This is a genomic window from Nocardioides sp. YJ-D4 (genome assembly GCF_054031495.1).
Genome location: NZ_CM132932.1, coordinates 4,411,285 through 4,434,366 on the forward strand (window position 1 = coordinate 4,411,285; position 23,082 = coordinate 4,434,366).

Below are 23,082 nucleotides of genomic sequence, written 5' to 3' on the forward strand. Positions count from 1 at the left end.
GAACGTATGTGCGGTCGTTACGCGTCCAGCCGCCAACCCGACGAGCTGGCCGAGGAGTTCGAGATCGATGAGCTGCGCCTGCAGGAGCCGCTCACCGAGAGCTACAACGTAGCCCCGACCGACGATGTCTATGCCGTCCTCGAGCGCCCGCCGCGTGACGACGGGGACGCGTCCAGCGAGCGCCAGCTCCGTTCCGTACGTTGGGGCCTGGTCCCGTCCTGGGCCAAGGACGTCAAGATCGGCAACCGGATGATCAACGCCCGGATGGAGACGGTGGGCGAGAAGCCCGCCTATCGACGGGCCTTCGCCAAGCGCCGCTGCCTGCTGCCGGCCGACGGCTACTTCGAGTGGTACGCCACCGAGGCCAAGGACGCGAAGGGCAAACCCCGCAAGCAGCCCTACTTCATCACCCCCAAGGACGGGGGAGTGCTGGCGATGGCCGGGCTCTACGAGCTGTGGCCCGACCCCGCCAAGGCCGAGGACGACCCCGGCCGGTGGCTGTGGAGTTGCACGGTGATCACCACCGAGGCGGAGGACTCCCTGGGGCGGATCCACGACCGGATGCCCCTCATGGTCGAGCGTGAACGCTGGGACGAGTGGCTCGACCCGACCCGTCCGGGCGATCTGGAGCTGCTGACCCCGGCGGCGCCCGGCCGGCTGGAGGCCTACCCGGTCTCGACGCTGGTGAGCAACGTACGCAACAACGGCCGCGAGCTCGTCGAGCCGCTGCCGATCGAGGAAGCCTGGGGATGACATGGGTGGAACCACGACGCAGATGATCGACACGCCCTACGGACAGGGGCGGCTCTACACCCGCCGGGCGCGGCGACCACAGGCGACCCTGCTGCTCTCCCACGGCGCCGGCAACGGCATCGACACCCACGACCTGATGGCGCTCAACGACGCGCTGCCGGCCCAGGGCATCACCGTGGTCCGCTTCGAGCAGCCCTGGCGGGTCAAGGGGAAGCCGGTGGCCACCCCGCCCAAGTCCCTCGACGCGGCGCTGACCCTGGCCGCCAACTGGATGCGGGTGCGCACGCCGCTGGTGGTGGGAGGCCGCTCCGCCGGGGCCCGCTCGGCGGTCCGTACGGCGCGCGGGTTCGGCGCCGCGGGCGCGCTCTGCCTGGCCTTCCCGCTGCACCCGATCGCCAAGCCGGGCATCTCGCGTGCCTACGAGCTGCTGGAATCCAGGGTGCCGACGCTGGTGCTGCAAGGCACCCGGGACAGGTTCGGCAAGCCAGAGGAGTTCCCGGAGGGGATCGAGGTCACCCCGATCCCGGGCGCCGACCATTCCCTCGTCGTCGGCAAGCGTGGCCCGATCACGCAGGCCGACGCCGACGCGATCCTGGTCGAGTCCACCCTGGAGTGGCTGGTCCGCGAGGTCATCACCTAGACAGATCTCCATGGCGGGCCGGGCGTGGCGGCGCTAGGGTTTACAACGTGGTAAACGCCCCTCGCCTGCGCAGCCGAGACTGGTTCGACAACCCGGACAATCCCGCGATGACGGCGCTCTACATCGAGCGCTACATGAACTGGGGCGTGACGCGCGAGGAGCTCCAGTCGGGCAAGCCGGTGATCGGCATCGCGCAGACCGGCTCGGACCTGTCGCCCTGCAACCGGCACCACCTCGGCCTGGCGCAGCGCGTACGCGACGGGATCCGGGAGATGGGCGGGATCGCGTTCGAGTTCCCGGTGCACCCGATCCACGAGATGGGGAAGCGACCGACGGCGGCTCTGGACCGCAACCTCGCCTACCTCGGTCTGGTGGAGATCCTCTACGGCTATCCCCTCGACGGGGTGGTGCTGACGACGGGGTGCGACAAGACCACGCCGGCGTGCGTGATGGCGGCGGCCACGGTGAACATCCCGGCGATCGTGCTCTCGGGCGGGCCGATGCTCAACGGCTGGCTCAAGGGCGAGCGCATCGGCTCGGGCACGATCATCTGGAAGGCGCGCGAGATGCTCGCGGCGGGGGAGATCGACGAGGCGGAGTTCACCGAGCTGATCGCTTCCTCTGCGCCCTCGCCCGGTCACTGCAACACCATGGGCACCGCCGCCACGATGAACAGCCTCGCCGAGACCCTCGGGATGAGCCTGCCCGGCTCAGCCGCGATCCCGGCTCCGCACCGTGACCGCGGTCGGGTGGCCTACCTGACGGGCAGGCGCATCGTCGAGATGGTGCACGAGGACCTGAAGCCCTCCGACGTCCTGACGAGGGATGCGTTCGAGAACGCGATCGTCGTGAACTCGGCGATCGGAGGCTCCACCAACGCTCCGATCCACATCAACGCGATCGCCAGGCACATCGGGGTCGACCTCGGCATCGAGGAGTGGGAGACGCTCGGGCATCGGATCCCGCTCCTGGTCGACATGCAGCCCGCCGGCAGGTTTTTGGGCGAGGAGTTCCACCGCGCGGGCGGGGTGCCGGCCGTCGTCCACGAGCTGATGCGTCACGGGCTGATCCACGAGGATGCGCTCACGGTCAACGGACGGACCATCGGCGAGAACTGCCGCGACACGGCGAGCGAGGACGCCGAGGTGATCCGCGGCTTCGACGACCCGCTCGTGGAGCAGGCCGGCTTCATCGTGATGACGGGGAACCTGTTCGACAGCGCGATCATGAAGACCAGCGTGATCTCGGACGAGTTCCGGGAGCGCTACCTCTCGGACCCCGAGCACCCCAACATGTTCGAGGGCCGCGCGATCGTCTTCGAAGGGCCCGAGGACTACCACGCGCGCATCGACGACCCCTCGCTCCAGATCGACGAGGGGTGCATCCTGTTCATCCGGGGTGTCGGCCCGATCGGCTATCCCGGCTCGGCCGAGGTCGTCAACATGCAGCCTCCCGCCGCACTCATCGAGCGGGGTGTGCACTCGCTGCCGTGCGTGGGCGACGGTCGCCAGTCCGGCACGTCAGGGTCGCCCTCGATCCTCAACGCCTCGCCCGAGGCCGCGGCCGGAGGAGGCCTGGCGCTGCTGCGTACCGGCGATCGTGTCCGGATCGATCTCGACACGGGACGGGCGGACATGCTGGTCTCGGACGAGGAGCTGGCCGCGCGGCGCGAGGCGGTCGGTGAGTTCGCGGTGCCGGAGTCGCAGACCCCGTGGCAGGAGATCCAGCGGTCCATGGTCGGCCAGCTCGCCGACGGCATGGTCCTGGAGCCTGCGGTGAAGTATCAGCGCGTGGCGCAGACCAAGGGCACCCCACGCGACAACCACTGAGGAGCAGCCGATGCACCTTGTCCGGTATGACAGCGGGAACGGCCCGCAGGTCGGCGTACGCAGGGACGGCTCGATCACCCCGGTGAGCGGTGTCGGATCCATGGCGGATCTCCTCGCGATGCCGCACGACGAGCTGCGGGCCACCGTGGAGTCCGCCTCCGCGGCACCGGTCCCGGTCGCGTCCGTACGTCTGCTCGCTCCGCTGGACGGGAGGGCCGAGCTGTGGTGCGCGGGCGTCACCTATGCCCGCTCGCGCAGTGCCCGGATGGAGGAGAGCGCCGAGCAGTCGGTCTACGACAAGGTCTACTCCGCGCAGCGGCCCGAGCTGTTCCCGAAGGCGCCGGCCTGGCGCCTGGTCACCGACGGCGAGCCGGTCGGCATCCGGGCCGACTCCGGCCACGACGTACCCGAGCCGGAGCTGGCCGTCGTGATCAACGCCCACGCCGAGATCATCGGCTACACGGTCTGCAACGACATGAGCTCCCGCTCGATCGAGGGCGAGAACCCGCTCTACCTGCCCCAGGCCAAGGTGTACGCAGGCGCAGCAGCGCTCGCGGCCGGCATCAGGCCCGTGTGGGAGGTCCCTGACGCCACCGCCCTCGCCATCACCTTGGTGGTCCGCCGGGGCGAGCACGAGGTCGTCGCGGCGGAGACATCGTCCAGCCGGCTCGTACGTCCGATCCAGCAGCTCGTCGACCACCTGTTCGCCGCCAACGACTTTCCCGACGGTGTGGCGCTGGCCACTGGCACCGGGATCGTCCCCGACATGGGCTTTACTCTTCAGCCCGGCGACATGGTGGAGATCGAGGTCGCTGAGGTCGGAAGGCTCACCAACCGGGTGGCGGTCGGGAAGGAGCCCTTCGCGTGGCTCAACCGTTGAGTCTCTGAGGGGTCGCGCCGGACTGCCTCGTCGTGGCCTTGGCGGGCCCGGAGGCGGCCCCGCCGGACGACTCCCGCACGATGACGTCGAAGGCAGCCTTGTGCAGCCGTGCCGGCCGCGATGACCCTGCACCCCACTCGATGCGCTCGACGAGCATGCTGACCGCCGTCTCCGCGATCTCCGCACGGCCGGGGTCGATGCTGGAGAGCGAGGGGACGGTGAGGTGGCTGATGGTGATGTTGTCGAAGCCGATCACGGCCACATCGTCGGGCACGACGCGCCCCGCCTCACCGAGAGCCCGGAGCGCACCCAGCCCGAGCGAGTCGGTCAGGGTGAAGATGGCGTCGAACTCCAGCCCTGACTCGATGAGCTGCCGCGCCGCGTCGGCGCCGTCCTCCGGATGCCAGGGCGCGACGACCCGCTCGAGTCGGGGGTCGTGCTCGATCCCGGCAGCCGCCAGAGCCTCCCGGTAGCCCTGGATCCGCAGGTTCGAGGGCCCCATCACCCGGGTCTCGTCCTCGGGATGGGCGCCGATGACGGCGATCCGCCGGCGCCCCAGAGAGATCAGGTGCTCGACGGCTGCGCGGGCCGCGCTGATGTTGTGCATCGTCACATGGTCGGTGGGTCCGCCGAAGATCCACTCTCCCAGCATGACCATCGGGAAGTCGACGTACGCCAGCAGGTCGCGGTCCTCGGTGCCGAGTCGCTCGGGGCTGAAGAGCAGGCCGTCGGTCTGGGGGAGCCCGTGGGTGAGGAGCTCGATCTCGTGCTCGCGGTCGCCTCCGAGCTGCCCGACGATGACGCTCAGTCCGCGCTTGGCCGCAGCCGCGATGACCGCATCGGCCAGCTCGGCGAAGTAGGCCTGCCTCAGCTCCGGGACCGCCAGCCCGATGACGCCGGTGCGGCCGGAACGCAGGCCGCGCGCGGAATGGTTCGGCCGGTAGCCCAGCTCGGCGATCGCCTTCTGCACGCGGGCACGCGTGTCCGGGTGGACGTTCGGATGGTCGTTCACCACGTTGGACACGGTCTTGGGCGAGACACGGGCAATGGCCGCGACTTCGCGCATCGTCACAGCCATCGTCGCCTCGTGTTCCCTCGTGCCCCCAGGTCAGGGGGCAGCCTACATCGCCATTTTGCGTCCGACCCCGGCTGCCCTTTCGCACACTCCGTGTGGCGAATGTCACGTTCGGGTCTTGACAGGGTCTGAGCGCAGGACAAGGATATGCGCTGATTACCACGTAGTAAATCCGCTGGTGAGAGGCGTGCATCGTCGTAAACCGGTGGTGGTTCGATGCCCCACGCGCGTTGGATACCTCAGCGAAGAGGAGTCTTCAGATGGTCGTTCTCCGGCGGCTGCTGTACTCGCAGAGGGCGGCGCCCTACCTCTTCATCGCGCCGTTCGTGATCACGCTGCTCGCCTTCTGGATGATCCCGCTCGTTCGTACCTTCCTGCTGAGCACCCAGGAGGTGGTTTTCGGGCAGGCCGCCTTCATCGGTCTGGACAACTATCAGCGGCTCTGGGAGGACCGGCTCTTCTGGAAGGCGATGTTCAACAGTGCCCGCTACATGGTGCTGACCATCGCGCTCCTGATCCCGATCCCGCTGGTGCTGGCCGCGCTCATCAACTCCAAGATCGGCAGCGCGCGCGTCAAAGCGGTCTTCAAGGCCTCGATGTTCGTGCCGGCGCTGACCTCGGTCGTCGTCGCCGGGATCATCTTCCGGCTGATGTTCGCCGAGACCGGCACCGGACTGATGAACCAGATCGTCGGGGTCTTCGGCCTCGAGCCGGTCCGATGGCTGCGCATCGACACCGGCGGGCTGATCGCCCTGCTGGCGCTGGCGATGTGGCGCTGGACCGGCGTCAACATCCTCTACTTCCTCGCCGGCATGCAGGCCATCCCGGAGGAGTACTACGAGGCCGCGACCATCGACGGGGCCAGCAAGCTGCAGCAGTTCTTCCACATCACCCTGCCCAACCTGAAGCCGACCATCGTCTACGTCACCACCATCAGCGTGTACGGCGGTCTGGCGATGTTCCTGGAGAGCTTCATGCTCTACCGCGGCAACTCCTCGCCCAACGACCAGGGGCTGACGGTGATCGGCTACCTCTACCGGCGCGGGATCGAGCAGAACGACCTGGGCTTCGCCTCCGCGGTCGGTGTCGTGCTGCTCGTGGTCATCATGACCATCAACCTCACGTTCCTCACGCTCAGCGGAACCTTCAAGAAGGAGAGCGCCCGATGAGCGCCGAGCCGACCGCGCGGACCAGGGTCCAGCTGCCGTACTGGATCCACGGTTCGATCCAGACCGCGCTCCTGATGACGATCATCCTGTTGGTGCTGACCCTTGTCGTGCTCGCTCCCCTGCTGATCATGTTCGTGGCGACGTTCCAGGACGGCAACGACGTCATCCGGCGGGGGCTCTCCTTCGACATCGACCTCGGCTCGCTGTCGCTGGACAACTACGTGATGCTCTTCACCGACTCCGGGCCGTACTTCCGCTGGTTCGCCAACTCGATCCTGCTCACCGTCGCGCAGGTGGCCGGGACGCTGTTGGTCAGCTCGTTCGTGGCGTACGGCTTCGCGGTCTACGACTTCAAGGGCAAGACCGCGCTGTTCATCGCCGTGCTGCTGCTCATGGCCGTGCCGTTCGAGATCATGATGCTCCCGCTGTACGTGCTGGTGAACGACGTCGGCCTGGCCGACTCCTACTCGGTGATCGTGCTGCCGTTCCTGGCCGCTTCGGTGACGATCTTCTACTTCCGGCAATACTTCCTCGGCATCCCGAAGGATCTGCTCGAGGCGGGCCGCATGGACGGCGCCACGGAGTTCGGCATCTTCTTCAAGATCGTGGTGCCGGTGGCGAAACCGGCGTTCGCGGCGATGGCCATCCTCAACGGGATGATCATCTGGAACAACTTCCTCTGGCCGCTGCTGGTGCTGCGCTCGGAGTCGAAGTTCACCCTCCCGATCGGGCTCAACACCCTGCTGACCCCGCATGAGAACAACTACGAGCTGCTCATCATCGGGTCCATGTTCTCGCTCCTTCCCATCCTGGTGCTGTTCCTGCTCTTCCAGCGGTTCTTCGTCGCAGGGATGACGGCCGGGGCGCTCAAGGGGTGACCCCTTGCACAACCTCACAGATGGAGAGAAACCATGACGACAACGCGGAGAATCACCTCGTTCCTCGCCGCAGGACTCGCCGCGACGCTCGCGCTGAGCGCCTGCGGCGGCGGATCCGAGGACGAAGGCGGACCTGACGCTCAGGGCCGCACCAGCATCGACATGTGGGTGTTCGCCGAGCTGCACGGCACCTACTACGAGGCGATGGCCGAGCAGTGGAACGAGAAGAACCCCGACAAGGAGATCAAGCTCGACGTCACGGTCTTCCCGTACGACGAGATGCACAACAAGCTCCAGCTGGCGGTGAACTCCGGCAAGGGGCTCCCCGACGTCGTGGACATCGAGGTGAACAAGTTCTCCAACTTCGTCACCGAGGACGGGCGTACGCCGCTGGCGGAGCTGTCCGACGCCGCCGAGCCGTACCAGGACGACATCGTGCAGGCCCGGATGGACCTCTACAACCGGGAGGGGAAGCAGCTCGGCTATCCGACCCACGTCGGAGCTCAGGTGGCCTTCTACAACGTCCCGCTGCTGGAGAAGGCCGGGGTCGACTACACGACCATCGAGACCTGGGACGACTTCAAGGCGGCCGGCGCCAAGTACAACAAGGCGACCGGCAAGGCGTTCGGCATCGCCAGCACCGACACCAACATCATGCAGCCGCTGGTCATGGCGCAGCTCGGCGGCAACCTGTTCGACGAGGACGGCAACGTCACCGTGAACAGCCCTGAGGTCGTGGAGGCGGTCGAGCTGCTGCAGGAGATGCAGAAGGCCGGCGCGCTCTCGACCATCCCGGGCGGTAGCCCGGACATCGAGGAGGCCTACGGCCCCATCAACAACGGCGAGTACGCGGCCGTCGTCTACCCGGCCTGGTACACCTCCCGGTTCGTCGACTACATGCCCGACCTTGCCGGCGACGTCGCGATCGCGCCGGCGCCGGTCATCGAGGGCGGTGAGGTCGCCACGATCGGTGGCGGCGGCACCGGCACCGCGGTGATCGACAGCTCCCCGGACAAGGAGTTCGCGATGGAGTGGCTCGCCTTCGCGAAGCTGTCGCCGGAGGCCAACGTCGCCGTCTGGGAGGAGCTCGGCTTCGACCCGGTGAACATGTCGGTGTGGGAGGACAAGGAGGTCACCCACAACCCGGAGAACAAGTACAACAAGTACTTCCGGACCAACCTCTTCGACGTGCTCAACCAGGTCAAGGGCGACATCGGCCACTTCGAGTCCTTCGCGGACCCGAACCTGCCCAAGGTCGACGAGGTGTTCACGACCAGCACGTACAACCAGATCTTCGGGGACGGCGTCCCGGCCAAGCAGGCGCTGGACCAGGCGCAGGCCGATCTGGAGAACCAGCTCAAGTAGACGCTGCCCCGGACCAGAGAGAGGAACCCATGGAGAACGGCAAGCTCGCGATCGATCCGGCGTTCACCGTCGCCCCCGTCAACAGGAGGATCTTCGGGTCGTTCGTGGAGCACATGGGGCGCTGCGTCTACGGCGGCATCTTCGAGCCGGGGCATCCGACGGCGGACGGCGACGGCCTGCGAGGTGACGTACTGGATCTCGTACGGGAGCTCGGGGTGACCGCTGTTCGCTACCCCGGAGGCAACTTCGTCTCCGGATACAAGTGGGAGGACGGAGTGGGGCCGCGCGACCAGCGGCCTACCCGCCTGGACCCGGCGTGGCGGACCATCGAGACCAACGCGTTCGGTCTCGACGAGTTCATGACCTGGGCGAGAAAGGCCGCCATCGAGCCCATCATGGCGGTGAACCTGGGGACGCGCGGCCTGCCGGAGGCGCTCGAGCTGCTCGAGTACGCCAACCACCCCGGCGGAACCGAGCTGTCCGAGCGTCGTATCGCGCACGGCGCCATCGAGCCGTACGGCATCCGGATGTGGTGCCTCGGCAACGAGATGGACGGCCCCTGGCAGCTGGGCCACAAGACGGCCGAGGAGTACGGCCGCCTGGCCAAGGAGGTGGCGAGCGGCATGCGTCAGTACGACGCCGACCTCGAGCTGGTCGCCTGCGGCAGCTCGGGTCGGTCGATGCCGACCTTCGGCGCGTGGGAGGCGACGGTGCTCGAGCACGCCTACGACGTGGTCGACTTCGTCTCGGCGCACGCCTACTACGAGCTCGAGGGCGACGACGTCGCAAGCTTCCTCGCCTCGTCGGTCGACATGGACCTCTTCATCCGGGAGGTCGTCGCGACCGCCGACCACATCGGGGCGAAGCTCTCCTCGCCGAAGCGGATCAACATCTCCTTCGACGAGTGGAACGTCTGGTACCTGAAGAAGTTCCAGCAGGAGGGCATGCCGGAGGAGTGGACCTCCGCGCCTCGGCTCAGCGAGGACGCGTACACGGCGCTCGACGCCGTCGTCGTCGGCTCTCTGCTCATCACGCTGCTCAAGCACAGCGACCGGGTGACCGCCGCCTGCCAGGCCCAGCTGGTCAACACCATCGGCTCGATCAGGTGCGAGCCCGGTGGGCCGGCGTGGCGACAGTCGATCTTCCACCCGTTCTCGCTGACTGCCCGATTCGCGCAGGGTGAGGTCCTCGAGCCGCGGGTGGTCGCGCCGACGATGGCGACCGCCAAGCACGGCGACGTCTCCGTCCTCGACGCCGTGGCGACCCACGATCCGGAGAACGGCAGTGTGGCGGTGTTCGTCGTCAACCGGCATCCGTCGGAGGCCATGCCCTTCTCCGCCGACGTGCGCTACTTCGGCCGTGTCGAGCTGGTCGAGGCGGCGGTCCTCGGTGGCGAGGACCTGTTCGCGGTGAACAGCATGGAGGATCCTGACCGGGTGGTGCCGAAGGCGTACGACTCGGCGAAGGTCGTGGGTGGCGCGCTCGAGGCCGACCTGCCGCCGGCCTCATGGAGCATGTTCGTCCTGCAGACGTCCTGACGCAGCGGTCGGCCGGGTCCGCGGACAGCAGGGAATGTTTGGCGGCCGTCGCGGCGTTCACGCAACATGACCATTCTGCTCGAACGCCCGGTGGCAAATATGTCGCCGATGAGCGCCCCGATGGTCGCGCGCGTACCCTGGGACGTGATGAGCGACAACAACGATGAGGTCGTCGACCTGGCCACCGAGACACCCGAGGAGCGCGCGCTGCGCTTCGAGCGGGACGCGCTGCCCTTCCTCGACCAGCTCTACTCGGCGGCGATGCGGATGACCCGCAACCCGTCCGATGCGGAAGACCTGGTGCAGGAGACGTTCGCCAAGGCCTACTCCTCCTTCCATCAGTTCAAGCCCGGCACCAACCTGAAGGCCTGGCTCTACCGCATCCTCACGAACACCTTCATCAACACCTACCGCAAGAAGCAGCGCCAGCCGCAGCAGTCGATGTCCGAGGACGTCGAGGACTGGCAGCTGGCGCGGGCCGAGTCGCACAGCTCGACCGGCCTGAAGTCCGCGGAGATGGAGGCGCTCGAGCACCTGCCCGACTCCCAGGTGAAGGACGCGCTGCAGCGCCTCCCGGAGGAGTTCCGGCTCGCTGTCTACCTCGCCGACGTCGAGGGATTCGCCTACAAGGAGATCGCCGAGATCATGGAAACCCCGATCGGCACCGTGATGTCGCGGCTTCACCGCGGCCGGCGCCAGCTGCGCGATCTTCTCTCGGACTACGTCCGCACCAACGACCTCACCGGCGCTCGTGGAGGTGCGTCATGAGTGCCCACAAACATGACGCGTCACCGACCGACTGCGCGGACTTCCTCGAGCAGATCGTCTTCCTGATCGACAACGAGCTGACCGCGGCGGACGCCGACCAGGTCAAGCACCACCTGCAGACGTGCAACCCCTGCCTGGAGACGTACGACCAGCAGCGCATCGTCAAGGCGGTCGTGGCGCGCTCGTGCACCGAGGTCGCCCCCGGCGACCTGCGCGCGAAGATCATGGTCCAGATCCAGGAGCTCCGCACGAGGTCCTGACGGCCCGCATCATCGGGCCATAGACGCGACGAGAGCCCCAGCCGAATCGGCTGGGGCTCTCACGTCTTTTACAGCTGTGGTCAGCTGTTGGGGCGCTTGCCGTGGTTCGCGCCCTTCTTGCGGCGCGCGCGGCGCTTGCGGCCAGTCTTGCCCATGATGATCTCCTCCATTGGGGTACGTAGACCCCGAGGGGCCTCGGCACAGTCTCTCAAACCCAGGTGCGGGAGGGCGAATCTCGACCCGCAGTCACGTCAGGTAGGTGGCGTTCGACTTCTTCAGGGCGGCGACGACGACCAGCAGCAGGTCGCCGCGGATCTGCGGGATGTCGTTGCTGAGCGCGAGCTGGATGTAGAGGGCCCGCAGGAACGCCTCGGCGTTGCCGGTGAGCAGGAACGGGTCGCGGTCGGGCGTCTCCGGGGTGGCGGTGGCGACGGTGACGATCCGGTTGATCCACGGCTCCATGATGTTGAGCGGGACCAGGTTGCGGCGCAGCACGGACATCGTGGCCGCCGCCAGCCGGTCGGGCTCGCCGTGAGCGTAGATGGTGTCCCCTCGGGCGAGCACCCGGTCGGCGACCACGTCGAGGATCACCGTCAGCTCGGGCTTGCCGAGGTGCTCGGAGGCGGCCAGGGTGCCGAGCGCGTCGGCGCCGCGGGCCACCGCGTGCGCCCAGCCACGCTCGGGAACGAAGGCACGCAGGTCGCGCTCGCGCAGCAGCCAGGTGGCGATCCGGTCGCCCCACTCCAGCACCTTCTCCGCACGCACCAGCGAGCGGGCGTTGTCGCGGGCGATGCACTGGGCCAGGGCCTCGACCGAGGAGGCTCGGCGGAAGACACCGTTGTTGCCGGAGTCGCCGAGACCGACCACGAGGCCGGCCGCCATCCCGTCGCCCAGGCCCCCGAGCAGGTCGTCGTAGACACCGCGCTGGATCCAGGTCGACAGGGCCGGCACGGCCAGCCCGCTGCGTACGTCCGGATCCGGGTCACCGAGCATCCGGGTGAGCTCGATGGTGAGGTCACCCAGCGGCCGGTCGGTGGGTACGGCGAGACCAGTTGAATGGACCTCCCGCCAGTACGCCTCCGACATGGGGAACATCCTGCCAAACCCGGCCACGCGCCGACCACCGACCCGCGCAATGCCCTACCAAGGTCTACATCTACGCTGTCCGCGTGCCCACCCTGAGTGAGCTCGCCCAGAGCCACACCGAACTCGACAGCGATGATGTCGAGTGGCTTCAGCTGCTCATGGCCGACTGGCAGATCCTGGCGGACCTCTCCTTCGCCGACCTGGTGCTGTGGCTTCCGGACAAGTCCGGGAACGGCTTCTGGGCGGCCGGTCAGATGCGTCCCACGACCGGCCCCACGGCTTATGTGGACGACATCGTGGGCATGTTCGTGCCGAAGGGGCGCCACGCCACCCTGGACGATGCCGTCGACGCCGGCAGGCTCGTCCGTGAGGGCGACCCGGAGTGGCGCGACGACCTCCCGGTGCGGGTCGAGACCATCCCCGTACGCCGCGCCGGCCGGATCATCGCGGTGCTGAGCCGCAACACCAACCTCCTCGGCGTACGCACGCCCTCGAAGCTCGAGCTCTCCTACCTGCAGACCGCCGCCGACCTGACCCAGATGGTGGCCAACGGCTACTTCCCGGCGGTGGGTCAGCGGAGCGACCACACCGACACCCCTCGGGTGGGGGACGGGTTCGTGCGAGTGGACGCCGACGGCGTCGTCGACTACGCCAGCCCCAACGCGCTCTCGGTCTTCCGCCGGCTGGGGCTCTCCGGCGACCTCGCCGGCCAGTCCCTGGCTGGGATGACCCGCGCCCTGGTGCCGCCGCGCAAGCGCCCCGACGAGGAGACGCTGAGCGCCGTCCTCGGCGGCCGGGCGCACCGCGACACCGAGATCGACACCGGGGTGATGGCGATCATCATGCGCTCGATCCCGCTGCGGCCACGTGGCGAGGCGATCGGTGCGCTGGTGCTGCTGCGCGACGTCACCGACCTGCGCCGACGCGATCGTGAGCTCGTCACCAAGGACGCGACGATCCGCGAGATCCACCATCGAGTGAAGAACAACCTACAAACTGTGGCCGCGCTGCTCCGGATGCAGTCTCGCCGGGTCGACTCCGGTGTCGCACAAGATGCGCTGAACGAGGCCGTACGGCGTGTCGGATCCATCGCACTGGTCCACGAGATCCTCTCGCAGCAGGCCGTCGAGGAGACCGTCGAGTTCGACGAGATCGCCGACCGGCTCGCCTCCATGGTCGGAGAGGTCACGTCGGTCGGCGTCGCGGTGCGGGTGCGCCGGGAGGGATCCTTCGGGTCGCTGCCCTCGGAGGTGGCCACGCCGATGGCGATGGTCGTCACCGAGCTGCTGCAGAACGCAGTCGAGCACGGCTACCGCGGCAACGGTCCGGGCGATCCCGAGACCGGCAAGATCGTGATGTCCGTACGACAGCAACCCGCCGGGCATCTCCAGGTGACCATCGAGGATGACGGTCATGGACTACCCGACGGGTTCAGTCTCGACACATCGACAAACTTGGGGTTGTCGATCGTGAAGACTCTCGTCGAAGGCGAGCTCGGGGGCCGGCTCTCGTTGGGGCCCCGGCCTGATGGCCATGGGGCGAGAGCTGCGGTCGAGCTGCCGTTGGAGCTCTAGGTGGAACGCTAGGGGTTTTGGCCTCTAGGGCTTGGTCAGACGGCGGTGCGGACACGGGAGCGAGCGTTGCGGCGCTTCAGCGCACGACGCTCGTCCTCGCTCAGTCCACCCCACACGCCGTGGTCCTGACCGGCCTCAAGAGCCCACTGAAGACACTGCTCCCGGACGTCGCAACGCCGGCAGACCTGCTTGGCTTCCTCGATCTGGAGGATGGCCGGACCGGTGTTTCCGATGGGGAAGAACAGTTCCGGGTCTTCATCGAGACAAGCCGAACGGTGGCGCCAATCCATGGCTGGGTAGACCCTCTTTCTGACGTAGGATGGGCAAGGCCCTGGTGGTTCGAGACCCTGCGAGTCGGCACGTGGCGGGGATGTGTGAATGTCTTCACGTGCGTGCTGGTCTCTAGAGTTCCAAGAAATGGACGCCGAAACAACCCCTAACCAGTGTCTGGTTCGTCACCGGACCGTAACACTCAGTCTTCCTGGGGCTAGACAATTCGGTAACGCGGTGAGTTACCCGCAAATCCCGTGGTGTATGCTACTGCGGATTTTCTGAGGCTTGGCGAGGGTTCTAGGCTGCTGAGGTGACCGCGCCGCATCGCCCCTGGACCCTCCTGCTGACCGTGATCGCCGCAGGCGTCGAGACCGCGGCGATGCTGGCGTGGGGAGCGCTGGAGTTCGTACGCATCCCCGATGCCGCCTCGCTCACGACCGCGATCGCGGGCGGGCTGTTCTTCCTGCTCTGCGCCGCCAGCATCGGCTGGTGTGCCGCCATGTTCTGGCGACTGGAGTCGTGGGCGCGGGCGCCGCTGGTGCTCGTCCAGTTGATCGTGCTCGGTCTGGCCTGGAACCTCCGCGACGATCTCGCGATCGCGGGCGGGCTGGCACTGGTCGCGGTCGTCGCCCTCGTCGGCATCTTCGCGCCGCCGAGCATCGCCGCGCTCGAGGAGCGCTAGGCCCTAGTCCTCCTCCAGCGCCTTGCGGAGCTGGGCGAGCGAGCGGTTGAGCAGCCGGGAGACCTGCATCTGGGAGACCCCGAGCTCGGCGGCGATCTCGGTCTGGGTCTTGTTGCGGAAGAACTTCAGCATCAGCACCTGCTTCTCATGCGCGGAGAGGCTGTCGAGCACGGGCTTGATCGACTCCCGCACCTCGACGTCGTCCAGGCGCAGGTCGTGGGCGGTCAGCGAGTCGAGCATCGGCGCGGTCTCGTCGCTCTCGGAGTCGAGGGAGAGCGCTGCGTACGCATTGCTGGACTCCAGGCCCTCGACGACGGTCTCCAGGCTGACCCCGAGCCGGGTGGCGAGGTCGCGGGCCGTGGGGGAGCGGCCGAGCTCCTGGGAGAGCTCCGCGGTGGCGTCGCGGAGGTTCTGCTGCAGGTCCCGAAGACGGCGCGGCACGCTGACGGCCCACCGGCTGTCGCGGAAGTAGCGCTTGATCTCGCCGAGGATCGTGGGCACTGCGTACGTCGAGAACTCCACGTCACGGGAGAGGTCGTAGCGGTCCACGGCGTTGAGGAGGCCCACGACCCCGACCTGGACGAGGTCCTCGTGCGGCTCGCCGCGGCCGTAGAACTGGGAGGCGCAGTATTCGACCAGCGCCATGTTGAGATGGACCAGCTCGTCGCGAGCGGCGGTCCGTTCCGCGTCGGGCAGGTCCGGCCCGGCGAGGGCCCTGAAGAGCTCGCGGGAGCGGGCGCGGGCGTCATCCACCTCGCTGGTGCTCCTGGACCTCGACGACCGAATCGTCTCCTGCGCCATGTCAGCGCGCGGCTCCAAGCGGGGTCGCTCCCGCGACCAGGGAAATCCTGAGCTGATCACCGTCGGGGGTGGCGGTGACCTCCCTGGCCAGCGTGGTGAGCACCTGCCAGGCGAAGCTCTCCTCGTCGATCTCCGCCTCAGCGTCGCAGGTCGTGGTCACGGTGACTCCGATGGTGTCCTCGCCCAGGTCGAAGACGACGTCCAGGTCAGCGGCGTCCGCGGCGCACTCCAGGCAGATCGCCGCCGCCTCGCTGACCGCCATCCGCAGGTCCTCGATGTCTTCGAGCGTGAAGTCGAGGCGCGCGGCGAGCGCGGCGGTGGTCGTACGCAGCACGGAGACGTAAGCGCCTTCTGCGGGAAGGCGCAGCTCGACCTGGGGCATCTGGGTTTATCAGTCCTTCTGTGGGAGTCCCGACGATTATGCAACGAGACCGGCCTCGCCGCGCCGTTAACGCACCACAGCCGCCCCGTGAACGGAGCGGCTGTGGCGTACGGGCTGAATCGAGGCTCAGGCCTTCTTGTCTTCAGATCCCGGCTGACGCCGTGATCTGGCTTCTCGCAAGTCGGCCTTCGTTCCTCAGGCCTTCTTGGTCGCCCAGAAGATCTCGGCGATCTCGTCGATCTTGGCCAGGAGCTTGTCGGCGACCTCGAGGTCGAGGGTGCCCTTGGTGCCGGAGGCGCCGGCGAGCTTGGTGGCCTCGTTGACGAGGGTGTGGAGCTGGGGGTAGGCCTCGAAGTGCGGGGGCTTGAAGTAGTCGGTCCACAGCACCCAGAGGTGGTGCTTGACCAGCTCGGAGCGCTGCTCCTTGATGATCACCGCGCGGGTGCGGAAGTCGGGGTCGTCGCTGTCCAGGGCCTTGGCGATGACGGCCTTGACGGACTCGGCCTCGATGCGGGCCTGGGCGGGGTCGTAGACGCCGCAGGGCAGGTCGCAGTGGGCCGAGACCTCGATGGTGGGAGCGAAAAGTCGCGCGAACATGCGGGTCCTCTCAAAGAGTGTTCATGTGTCCTACGGATTGCGACACTACTCCGCATGGAAGACATCGCGGCCAGGGCACCCCGACACAGCTGGGGGATGGCGAAGGTCGTAGGGGTCTCGATGGAGCCGACGCTGCGAGCAGGAGACCGGTTGTGGGTCTCCTACGGACGTACGCCGAAGCCCGGGTGCGTGGTCGTCGCCCGGCTCGCCGACGGGGCGGTCGTGGTGAAGCGGGCGGTGGGGCGACGTACGACCGTCTCCGGGCGCCCCGGGTGGTGGTTGCTCTCGGACAACCCGGCCGCTCCCGGGGTGATCGACTCCCGTCACCGGGGGCCCGTCGCGGACTCCGACGTGCTCGGCGTCGTCGTGGCCCGACTCTGGCCACGCCCACGTTTCCTGGGTGAGTCTCTGGATGAGGGCTCCAGATGAGGGCTTCGTCACCTGTAGGAAACATCAACCGCTTCCTCCGGTAGCCTGTGGGAAACTGCCATCCGGGCATCACATCCCTGTAGATGGCGCCTTGCGCGGCTCCACCCTTCGGCTCGCGTTCGACCGCCCGACGTCCGAGTCCGTAGTTTTCTGGAGGCCCCCTATGACCGAGTCCACCCTGTCCACCGAGAGCACCGCCTATGACGGCGACCCGGTGTTCGAGCTTCACCGCGGCGGCAAGATGGCGATCGCGGCGACCGCATCGGTCTCCGACAAGGCATCGCTCTCGATGGCCTACACCCCCGGTGTCGCCCGAGTCTGCACTGCGATCGCCGAGAACCCGGAGCTGGCCCACACCTACACCTGGGTGCCCAACACCGTCGCGGTCGTCACCGACGGCACCGCGGTGCTCGGTCTCGGTGACATCGGCCCGGCCGCCGCGATGCCGGTGATGGAGGGCAAGGCGGTCCTGTTCAAGGAGTTCGGCGGCGTCGACTCGATCCCGATCTGCCTGGACACCACCGACGTGGACGAGATCGTCGAGACCGTCATCCGGATGGCACCGAGCTTCGGCGGGATCAACCTCGAGGACATCTCCGCGCCGCGCTGCTTCGAGATCGAGGACCGCCTCAAGGAGGCGCTCGACATCCCGGTCTTCCACGACGACCAGCACGGCACCGCCGTGGTCACGCTGGCCGCGCTGATGAACGCGCTGAAGCTGACCGGCCGCAACCCGGAGTCGACCCGCGTGGTCATCTCCGGTGCCGGTGCCGCCGGCGTCGCGGTCGCCAAGATCCTGCTCGAGTTCGGCATCAAGGACCTCGCCCTGCTCGACCGCAAGGGCGTCATCTCCTCCACCCGCTCGGACCTGACCGAGTCGAAGAAGGCGATCGCCGAGGTGACCGCGGACGTCACCGGCCGCTCGGGCTCGCTGGCCGACGCGCTGTCCGGCGCCGACGTCTATGTCGGCGTCTCCGGCGGCACCGTCCCCGAGGAGCTCGTCGCGACCATGGCCCCGCAGGCCATCGTCTTCGCGATGGCCAACCCGAACCCGGAGATCCACCCCGACGTGGCGCACAAGTACGCCAGCATCGTCGCCACCGGTCGCTCGGACTTCCCCAACCAGATCAACAACGTCCTCGCCTTCCCCGGCATCTTCCGGGGTGCGATCGACGTGCACGCCTCCTCGATCACCGAGGGGATGAAGCTCGCCGCCGCCCAGGCGCTGGCCGCTCTGGTCGGTGACGAGCTCTCCGCGGACAAGATCATCCCCGAGCCGTTCGACCCCCGCGTCGGCCCCGCCGTCTCCGCTGCGGTCGCCGAGGCCGCTCGGATCGACGGGGTCGCTCGCGCCTGAGCGTTCCTTCGGCAAGGCGGTGTCCTGAGCTTGTCGAAGGGTATGCAGGCGAAGGCACACATCCCCGGCGGAGCTCCGCTGGGGATGTGTCCCGCGATCTGCACACCTTGATCGAGTAACCGCTCAGGTCGGTAGGGTCGGGCGCATGTTCGCTGCGTACGCCGAGAAGTTCTCATCCGACGATCCGATCTCCGGCCTCGTGCTGGGGGAGCGGCCCGACCCTGTCGCTCCGGACGGGTGGACGACGGTCACCGTCAAGGCAGCCTCGCTCAACCACCACGACCTGTGGTCGCTGCAGGGGGTCGGGCTCAAGGCCGAGGCGCTGCCGATGATCCTGGGCTGCGACGCCGCCGGCCTCGACGAGGACGGCAACGAGGTCGTGGTGCACTCGGTGATCTCCTCGCCCGACTGGACCGGCGACGAGACCCTCGACCCGAAGCGGTCGCTGCTCTCCGAGCGTCACCAGGGCACCTTCGCCGAGAAGGTCATCGTGCCGCGGCGCAACGTCGTGCCGAAGCCCGCCGGGATGTCGTTCGAGGAGGCCGCCTGTCTGCCGACGGCATGGCTGACGGCCTACCGGATGCTGTTCACCCAGGGCGGGCTCAAGGCCGGTGACTCGGTCCTGGTGCAGGGCGCCGGCGGGGGAGTGGCGACCGCGGCGATCACGCTCGCGCGGGCGGCCGGCCTCAAGGTCTACGCGACCTCGCGCGACGAGGCGAAGCAGAAGCGTGCCCTCGAGCTCGGTGCCCACGAGGCCCTGCCGTCGGGGGAGAGGCTGCCGGTCAAGGTCGACGCGGTGATCGAGACCGTCGGCCGCGCGACCTGGAAGCACTCGGTGCGCTCGCTGCGTCCCGGCGGGGCGATCATCATCAGCGGGACCACGTCGGGGGCGAACCTCGACGACGCGCTGCTGACCAACATCTTCTTCCTGCAGCTGAAGGTGATCGGCTCGACGATGGGCACCCGCAACGAGCTGGCCAGCCTGGTCTCGCTGCTCGAGGCCACCGGCACCCGCCCGCTGATCGACCGCACCATGCCGCTGACCGAGGCCAAGGCCGGCTTCGAGGCGATGCACGCCGGTGATCTCTTCGGGAAGGTCGTCTTCACCCTCTGATGTCGGCTGTGTGACGTACGGAATATCGTTCGACTCTCCCCGGTTCAACAAGGGACCATTGAGTGTCACTGCCGGGGGGCTCGAAAAGTTTCTCGTGGCGTGATGTCGAAATCGGCCCCGCCCGTTCGATCTATGTATAGAGCGGGCGGCACCGGGCCCCTGCGTACGACCCGAGGAACACGTCATGACTGCTGCCGTCACAACATCACACCGTCCACTCGACGGTGAGAAGCGGCGTACGCCTGCCGTCATCACCCTGCTCGTGCTGGCCACCTTCGTGGTGATCCTCAACGAGACGATCATGCTCAACGCGATCCCGAACCTGATGAACAGCTTCGGGGTCACCGAGCATGCCGCTCAGTGGGTCTCGACCGCGTTCATGCTGACCATGGCGTCGGTGATCCCGGTGACCGGCTGGTTCCTGCAGCGGGTGACGACCAGGACCGCGTACGCCACGGCGATGGGTGTCTTCATCGCCGGCACCCTGATCTCGGCGATCGCGCCGGTCTTCGGGATCCTGCTCGCCGGCCGGGTCATCCAGGCCGCCGGCACCGCGGTGATGATGCCGCTGCTGATGACCACGCTGATGACGGTGGTCGACGAGAACGACCGGGGTCGGGTGATGGGCAACGTCACCATGGCGATCTCGGTCGCGCCGGCGCTGGGCCCGACGATCTCCGGGCTGATCCTCGGCTTCGGCTCGTGGCGACTGCTCTTCCTGCTGGTCCTGCCGATCGCCGTCGGTGTCGCCTGGTCCGGGCTGCGTCGGCTGGAGAACGTCAACGAGCCCGCGGAGTCGAGCGTGGACTGGGCCTCCGTGGTGATCGCCGCGCTCGGGTTCGGCTCGCTCGTCTACGGGCTGAGCCGGTTCGCCGAGGGTGAGGTCGGGCGTCCGGTCGTCATCGCGGCCTTCGGTGCCCTGCTGATCCTCGCGTTCGTGCTCCGTCAGCTCCGGCTGCAGCGGGTCGGATCGCCGCTGCTGGACCTGCGCGCGTTCCTGCACCCCACCTTCACCAAGTCGCTGGTCCTGATGGCGATCGCGTTCCTGGCGATGATGGGCTCGATGATCCTGCTGCCGCTCTACCTGCAGACCGTGCGCGGTCTGTCCCCGCTGATGACCGGTCTGCTGGTCATGCCCGGTGGCTTGGCCATGGGTCTGCTCGGGCCGACCGTGGGGCGGATCTTCGACACCTACGGTGGCCGGGTGCTCGTCATCCCTGGCTCCGTCGGCATCGTGGTCGCTCTCGCCGGGCTCGCCCAGATCTCGCTGACCACGCCCTACCTGCTCGTGCTGGTGCTCCACCTGATCCTGATGGTCAGCCTGGCGGCTGCCTTCACCCCGGTCTTCACGCTGGGTCTCGGGTCGCTGCCGTCGCACCTCTACTCCCACGGCTCCTCGATCCTGGGCACGCTCCAGCAGGTCGCGGCGGCGTTCGGCACCGCCCTGGCGGTCACCGTGATGTCCGTACGCAGCGACCAGGTCATCGACGAGGTCGGTGCCGTCGCGGCCCAGGTGAGCGGCCTGCAGTCCGCATTCATGGTCAGCGCCGCGCTGGCTCTGATCGTGGTCGTGATGGCTGTCCTGCTGCCGGCTCGGGCCGAGGGCTACGGCGAGTCTGACGAGGACTCTGCTGAGGACTCGGCTGAAGACTCTGCTGAGGACTCGGCGGGGGAGCCGGGTGCCGATATCGATGCCGAGCTCGCCGAGCTGTGCGAGCACGGCCGCAAGACCGCGGTGTGCGGCTGCTAGTCGGCTACGGCTCCGAGCGCCACTGATAGACGCCGATCAGCAGCATCCTCAGCTGGGTGCGCACGGTGGCGACGATCTGCTCCTCCTGCTCGGGGCGGGTGGTGGAGAGGATCTGCTCGGCGGTCGCGACCAGGACGGTCACGAACAGCGACGAGAGCACGTGCAGGTCCTTGGCCGTCCAGGTGTCGGTGCCGGTCATCAGCGCCAGGTCGGTGGCGAGCTCGCGCTCGCAGAGCTCGATCTCGCGCCGGATGGCATCGCGCACCGAACGCGGACCGGCGACACGCTCGCGGGCGATGAAGCCGAAGTGGTCGCGGCGCCGGTGGACGTGGTCGACGAGGGCATCGATCGAGCCGTCGACGATGTCTTGGTCGGCCTGGGCGTTGCGGCGTACGTCGCGGAAGAGGTCGCGCAGCGAGTCGAAGGACTCCTCGACCAGCGCCAGCCCGAGCGACTCGATGGAGTCGAAGTGGCGGTAGAACGCGGTCGGCACGATGCCGACCTGCTTGGCGACCTGGCGTAGCGAGAGCGCCGTCAGCGAGCTGTCGGTGCACAGCTCCAGCGTCGCGTCCAGGATCGCTCGCCGGGTCCGGAGCTTGCGCTCCGCACGGCTCTCCGGCTCCGCACCCGTATCGATCACCAGACCATCCTAGGGGCAGCGGTCGGCGGACCGTCAGGTGCACACCTGTACACCGTGACCTGGACCACGTCCGTGGCGTCTTGACGCGTGCTGTGGTGACCCGCCATGGTTGTCGGTGTACAGATGTTCACTGAAAGGCGAAACACATGGCACTCGACCTCGGCGGCCGGATCCTCCGCTCCCGCACGGTTGCGGCGCTCGCCTCACCGCACGGCATCGACCGCTACCTGACCCAGATCAACCCGATGCTGGCCGCGCACGAGGTGCGCGCCCGCATCACCGACATCCACCCGGAGGTGAGCGCGCCCGGCGCGCCCCGGGTGGCGACCGTGACGCTCCAGCCCACCTCGACCTGGCGCGGCCACCGCGCCGGCCAGCACGTCAGTGTCGGCATCGACACGGGCGAGGGGCGGCGCACCACCCGCGTCTTCACCGTCTCCAACACCGAGGGGAAGCCGGGTGAGCCGCTCACCATCACGGTGCGTGCCCACGACGACGAGCACACGACCCCCTACAGCATCTCCAAGTACCTGACCGAGCGTGCCACCGTCGGCACTCTGGTCCACCTGTCTCAGGCCGAGGGCGACTTCGTCCTCCCCGACCGCGTGCCCGAGCACATCGTGCTGATCTCGGGCGGTTCCGGGATCACTCCGGTGATGTCCATGCTCCGCTCCCTGCAGCGGCGTACGCACCGGGGCAAGGTCACCTTCCTGCACTGGGCACCCAGCGCCGACCGCCAGATCTTCGCCGACGAGCTCGAGGAGATCCGTCACCAGGGCCACGGCGTCGACCTGCACATCCTCCACACCGCCGACGGGGCGCCGTACCTCTCCCCGGCGCTGCTCTCGAAGCTGGTCCCGGGATATCGGGACCTGCCGACCTGGGCCTGCGGACCGGCTTCGCTCATCGAGGCGGCCCAGGCTGCGTACGAGGGTACGGAGTCGCTCCGGGTGGAGTACTTCAAGCCGCCCAAGAATGCCGGCGTGGCCGGCGGCGAGATGGAGTTCGCGCGCACCGGCAAGACCGTCGCCAACGACGGCGCCACGATCCTCGACCAGGCCGAGGCCGCGGGGCTTACCCCCGAGTCCGGCTGCCGGATGGGGATCTGCTTCTCCTGCACGACCAACAAGAGCTCCGGGCGGGTCCGCAACGTCCTGACCGGCGAGACCTCCGAGCTCCCCGACGAGCAGATCCGGATCTGCGTGAGCACGCCCGAGGGCGACTGCTCCGTGGACCTCTGAC

At 68.0% G+C, this 23,082-nt stretch carries 25 protein-coding genes; 17 read left to right on the forward strand and 8 right to left on the reverse strand.

Annotation, left to right across the window (positions count from 1 at the left end; all coding sequences use genetic code 11):
• The first annotated feature begins 6 nt into the window (after positions 1-6).
• Genes ACW14X_RS21160 through ACW14X_RS21175 form a run of 4 tightly spaced genes read left to right on the forward strand, consistent with a single transcriptional unit; the run spans position 7 to position 4,102 of the window.
• Positions 7-753, forward strand: coding sequence for an SOS response-associated peptidase (locus ACW14X_RS21160; RefSeq protein ID WP_160027645.1), 747 nt, complete (start codon positions 7-9; stop codon positions 751-753).
• A 1-nt stretch (position 754) separates the two neighbouring features.
• Positions 755-1,393 (forward strand): alpha/beta hydrolase family protein, encoded by a 639-nt coding sequence (locus ACW14X_RS21165; RefSeq protein ID WP_160027647.1) that lies wholly within the window; start codon positions 755-757, stop codon positions 1,391-1,393.
• Positions 1,394-1,440: 47 nt separating this feature from the next.
• A complete protein-coding gene (locus tag ACW14X_RS21170) occupies positions 1,441-3,222 on the forward strand; it encodes an IlvD/Edd family dehydratase (RefSeq protein WP_457163194.1) in 1,782 nt (593 codons plus the stop codon).
• A 10-nt stretch (positions 3,223-3,232) separates the two neighbouring features.
• Positions 3,233-4,102: a fumarylacetoacetate hydrolase family protein gene (locus tag ACW14X_RS21175; protein ID WP_457163195.1), complete on the forward strand. Its 870-nt coding sequence runs from the start codon at positions 3,233-3,235 to the stop codon at positions 4,100-4,102.
• Here the strand turns inward: ACW14X_RS21175 and ACW14X_RS21180 are convergent.
• Positions 4,092-5,180 carry a LacI family DNA-binding transcriptional regulator gene (locus tag ACW14X_RS21180; protein WP_457163196.1) on the reverse strand — a complete coding sequence of 363 codons (1,089 nt, stop codon included), beginning with the start codon at positions 5,178-5,180 and terminating at the stop codon, positions 4,092-4,094. The two genes, ACW14X_RS21175 and ACW14X_RS21180, sit on opposite strands and share 11 nt — an antisense overlap.
• 257 nt (positions 5,181-5,437) lie before the next feature.
• Here ACW14X_RS21180 and ACW14X_RS21185 point away from each other — a divergent pair, with 257 nt between their 5' ends.
• The 6 genes from ACW14X_RS21185 to rsrA all read left to right on the forward strand — a co-directional run bounded on the left by ACW14X_RS21185 (position 5,438) and on the right by rsrA (position 11,155).
• The gene (locus ACW14X_RS21185; protein WP_457163197.1) at positions 5,438-6,346 is read left to right on the forward strand and encodes a carbohydrate ABC transporter permease; all 909 of its coding nucleotides are present in this window, start codon (positions 5,438-5,440) and stop codon (positions 6,344-6,346) included.
• Positions 6,343-7,224, forward strand: coding sequence for a carbohydrate ABC transporter permease (locus tag ACW14X_RS21190; RefSeq protein ID WP_350844354.1), 882 nt, complete (start codon positions 6,343-6,345; stop codon positions 7,222-7,224). The genes ACW14X_RS21185 and ACW14X_RS21190 overlap by 4 nt, the downstream gene beginning before the upstream one ends.
• Positions 7,225-7,257: 33 nt before the next feature.
• On the forward strand, positions 7,258-8,589 hold the full coding sequence (locus tag ACW14X_RS21195; protein WP_457163198.1) for an ABC transporter substrate-binding protein: 1,332 nt from the start codon (positions 7,258-7,260) through the stop codon (positions 8,587-8,589).
• A 29-nt stretch (positions 8,590-8,618) separates the two neighbouring features.
• Positions 8,619-10,127 carry an arabinosylfuranosidase ArfA gene (arfA, locus tag ACW14X_RS21200; RefSeq protein WP_457163199.1) on the forward strand — a complete coding sequence of 503 codons (1,509 nt, stop codon included), beginning with the start codon at positions 8,619-8,621 and terminating at the stop codon, positions 10,125-10,127.
• A gap of 120 nt (positions 10,128-10,247) precedes the next feature.
• Positions 10,248-10,895, forward strand: coding sequence for a sigma-70 family RNA polymerase sigma factor (locus ACW14X_RS21205; protein WP_350659898.1), 648 nt, complete (start codon positions 10,248-10,250; stop codon positions 10,893-10,895).
• A complete protein-coding gene (rsrA, locus tag ACW14X_RS21210) occupies positions 10,892-11,155 on the forward strand; it encodes a mycothiol system anti-sigma-R factor (protein WP_160027661.1) in 264 nt (87 codons plus the stop codon). Before ACW14X_RS21205 ends, rsrA begins: the two co-directional genes overlap by 4 nt.
• A gap of 80 nt (positions 11,156-11,235) precedes the next feature.
• On the opposite strand, the gene ACW14X_RS21215 is transcribed toward rsrA, so the two are convergent.
• Positions 11,236-11,310, reverse strand: coding sequence for a 50S ribosomal protein bL37 (locus tag ACW14X_RS21215; RefSeq protein WP_370249596.1), 75 nt, complete (start codon positions 11,308-11,310; stop codon positions 11,236-11,238).
• A gap of 91 nt (positions 11,311-11,401) precedes the next feature.
• Positions 11,402-12,241: a DUF2785 domain-containing protein gene (locus ACW14X_RS21220; protein ID WP_160027663.1), complete on the reverse strand. Its 840-nt coding sequence runs from the start codon at positions 12,239-12,241 to the stop codon at positions 11,402-11,404.
• 83 nt (positions 12,242-12,324) lie between these two features.
• Here ACW14X_RS21220 and ACW14X_RS21225 point away from each other — a divergent pair, with 83 nt between their 5' ends.
• On the forward strand, positions 12,325-13,815 hold the full coding sequence (locus ACW14X_RS21225) for a sensor histidine kinase (RefSeq protein WP_160027665.1): 1,491 nt from the start codon (positions 12,325-12,327) through the stop codon (positions 13,813-13,815).
• Positions 13,816-13,850: 35 nt separating this feature from the next.
• Here ACW14X_RS21225 and ACW14X_RS21230 read toward each other — a convergent pair whose 3' ends face one another.
• Entirely contained in the window at positions 13,851-14,105 is a 255-nt protein-coding gene (locus ACW14X_RS21230) for a WhiB family transcriptional regulator (protein WP_008362075.1), read from the reverse strand.
• Between the two features lie 293 nt (positions 14,106-14,398).
• Between ACW14X_RS21230 and ACW14X_RS21235 the strand changes: the two genes are divergently transcribed.
• Positions 14,399-14,770 (forward strand): hypothetical protein, encoded by a 372-nt coding sequence (locus ACW14X_RS21235; RefSeq protein ID WP_457163200.1) that lies wholly within the window; start codon positions 14,399-14,401, stop codon positions 14,768-14,770.
• Positions 14,771-14,773: 3 nt separating this feature from the next.
• Here ACW14X_RS21235 and ACW14X_RS21240 read toward each other — a convergent pair whose 3' ends face one another.
• The 3 genes from ACW14X_RS21240 to sodN form a co-directional block, all read right to left on the reverse strand.
• A complete protein-coding gene (locus tag ACW14X_RS21240) occupies positions 14,774-15,523 on the reverse strand; it encodes a SigB/SigF/SigG family RNA polymerase sigma factor (protein WP_350844350.1) in 750 nt (249 codons plus the stop codon).
• A 49-nt stretch (positions 15,524-15,572) separates the two neighbouring features.
• Positions 15,573-15,953 (reverse strand): ATP-binding protein, encoded by a 381-nt coding sequence (locus ACW14X_RS21245; protein ID WP_160027671.1) that lies wholly within the window; start codon positions 15,951-15,953, stop codon positions 15,573-15,575.
• Between the two features lie 195 nt (positions 15,954-16,148).
• Positions 16,149-16,550 carry a superoxide dismutase, Ni gene (sodN, locus tag ACW14X_RS21250; RefSeq protein ID WP_160027673.1) on the reverse strand — a complete coding sequence of 134 codons (402 nt, stop codon included), beginning with the start codon at positions 16,548-16,550 and terminating at the stop codon, positions 16,149-16,151.
• A 54-nt stretch (positions 16,551-16,604) separates the two neighbouring features.
• Between sodN and ACW14X_RS21255 the strand changes: the two genes are divergently transcribed.
• From ACW14X_RS21255 to ACW14X_RS21270, 4 genes are all read left to right on the forward strand, one after another.
• Positions 16,605-16,979 carry a S24 family peptidase gene (locus ACW14X_RS21255; RefSeq protein WP_457163201.1) on the forward strand — a complete coding sequence of 125 codons (375 nt, stop codon included), beginning with the start codon at positions 16,605-16,607 and terminating at the stop codon, positions 16,977-16,979.
• A 163-nt stretch (positions 16,980-17,142) separates the two neighbouring features.
• A complete protein-coding gene (locus ACW14X_RS21260; RefSeq protein WP_160027677.1) occupies positions 17,143-18,336 on the forward strand; it encodes an NAD(P)-dependent malic enzyme in 1,194 nt (397 codons plus the stop codon).
• A 145-nt stretch (positions 18,337-18,481) separates the two neighbouring features.
• On the forward strand, positions 18,482-19,450 hold the full coding sequence (locus ACW14X_RS21265; protein WP_350844745.1) for a zinc-binding dehydrogenase: 969 nt from the start codon (positions 18,482-18,484) through the stop codon (positions 19,448-19,450).
• 184 nt (positions 19,451-19,634) lie between these two features.
• Complete coding sequence (locus ACW14X_RS21270) at positions 19,635-21,200, forward strand: MDR family MFS transporter (protein ID WP_457163202.1); 1,566 nt, start codon at positions 19,635-19,637, stop codon at positions 21,198-21,200.
• Between the two features lie 4 nt (positions 21,201-21,204).
• Here the strand turns inward: ACW14X_RS21270 and ACW14X_RS21275 are convergent, their stop codons facing one another.
• Positions 21,205-21,840 (reverse strand): TetR family transcriptional regulator, encoded by a 636-nt coding sequence (locus tag ACW14X_RS21275; protein ID WP_160027683.1) that lies wholly within the window; start codon positions 21,838-21,840, stop codon positions 21,205-21,207.
• Between the two features lie 146 nt (positions 21,841-21,986).
• Here ACW14X_RS21275 and ACW14X_RS21280 point away from each other — a divergent pair, with 146 nt between their 5' ends.
• Positions 21,987-23,081, forward strand: coding sequence for a flavin reductase family protein (locus tag ACW14X_RS21280; protein WP_457163203.1), 1,095 nt, complete (start codon positions 21,987-21,989; stop codon positions 23,079-23,081).
• Position 23,082 lies beyond the last annotated feature (1 nt).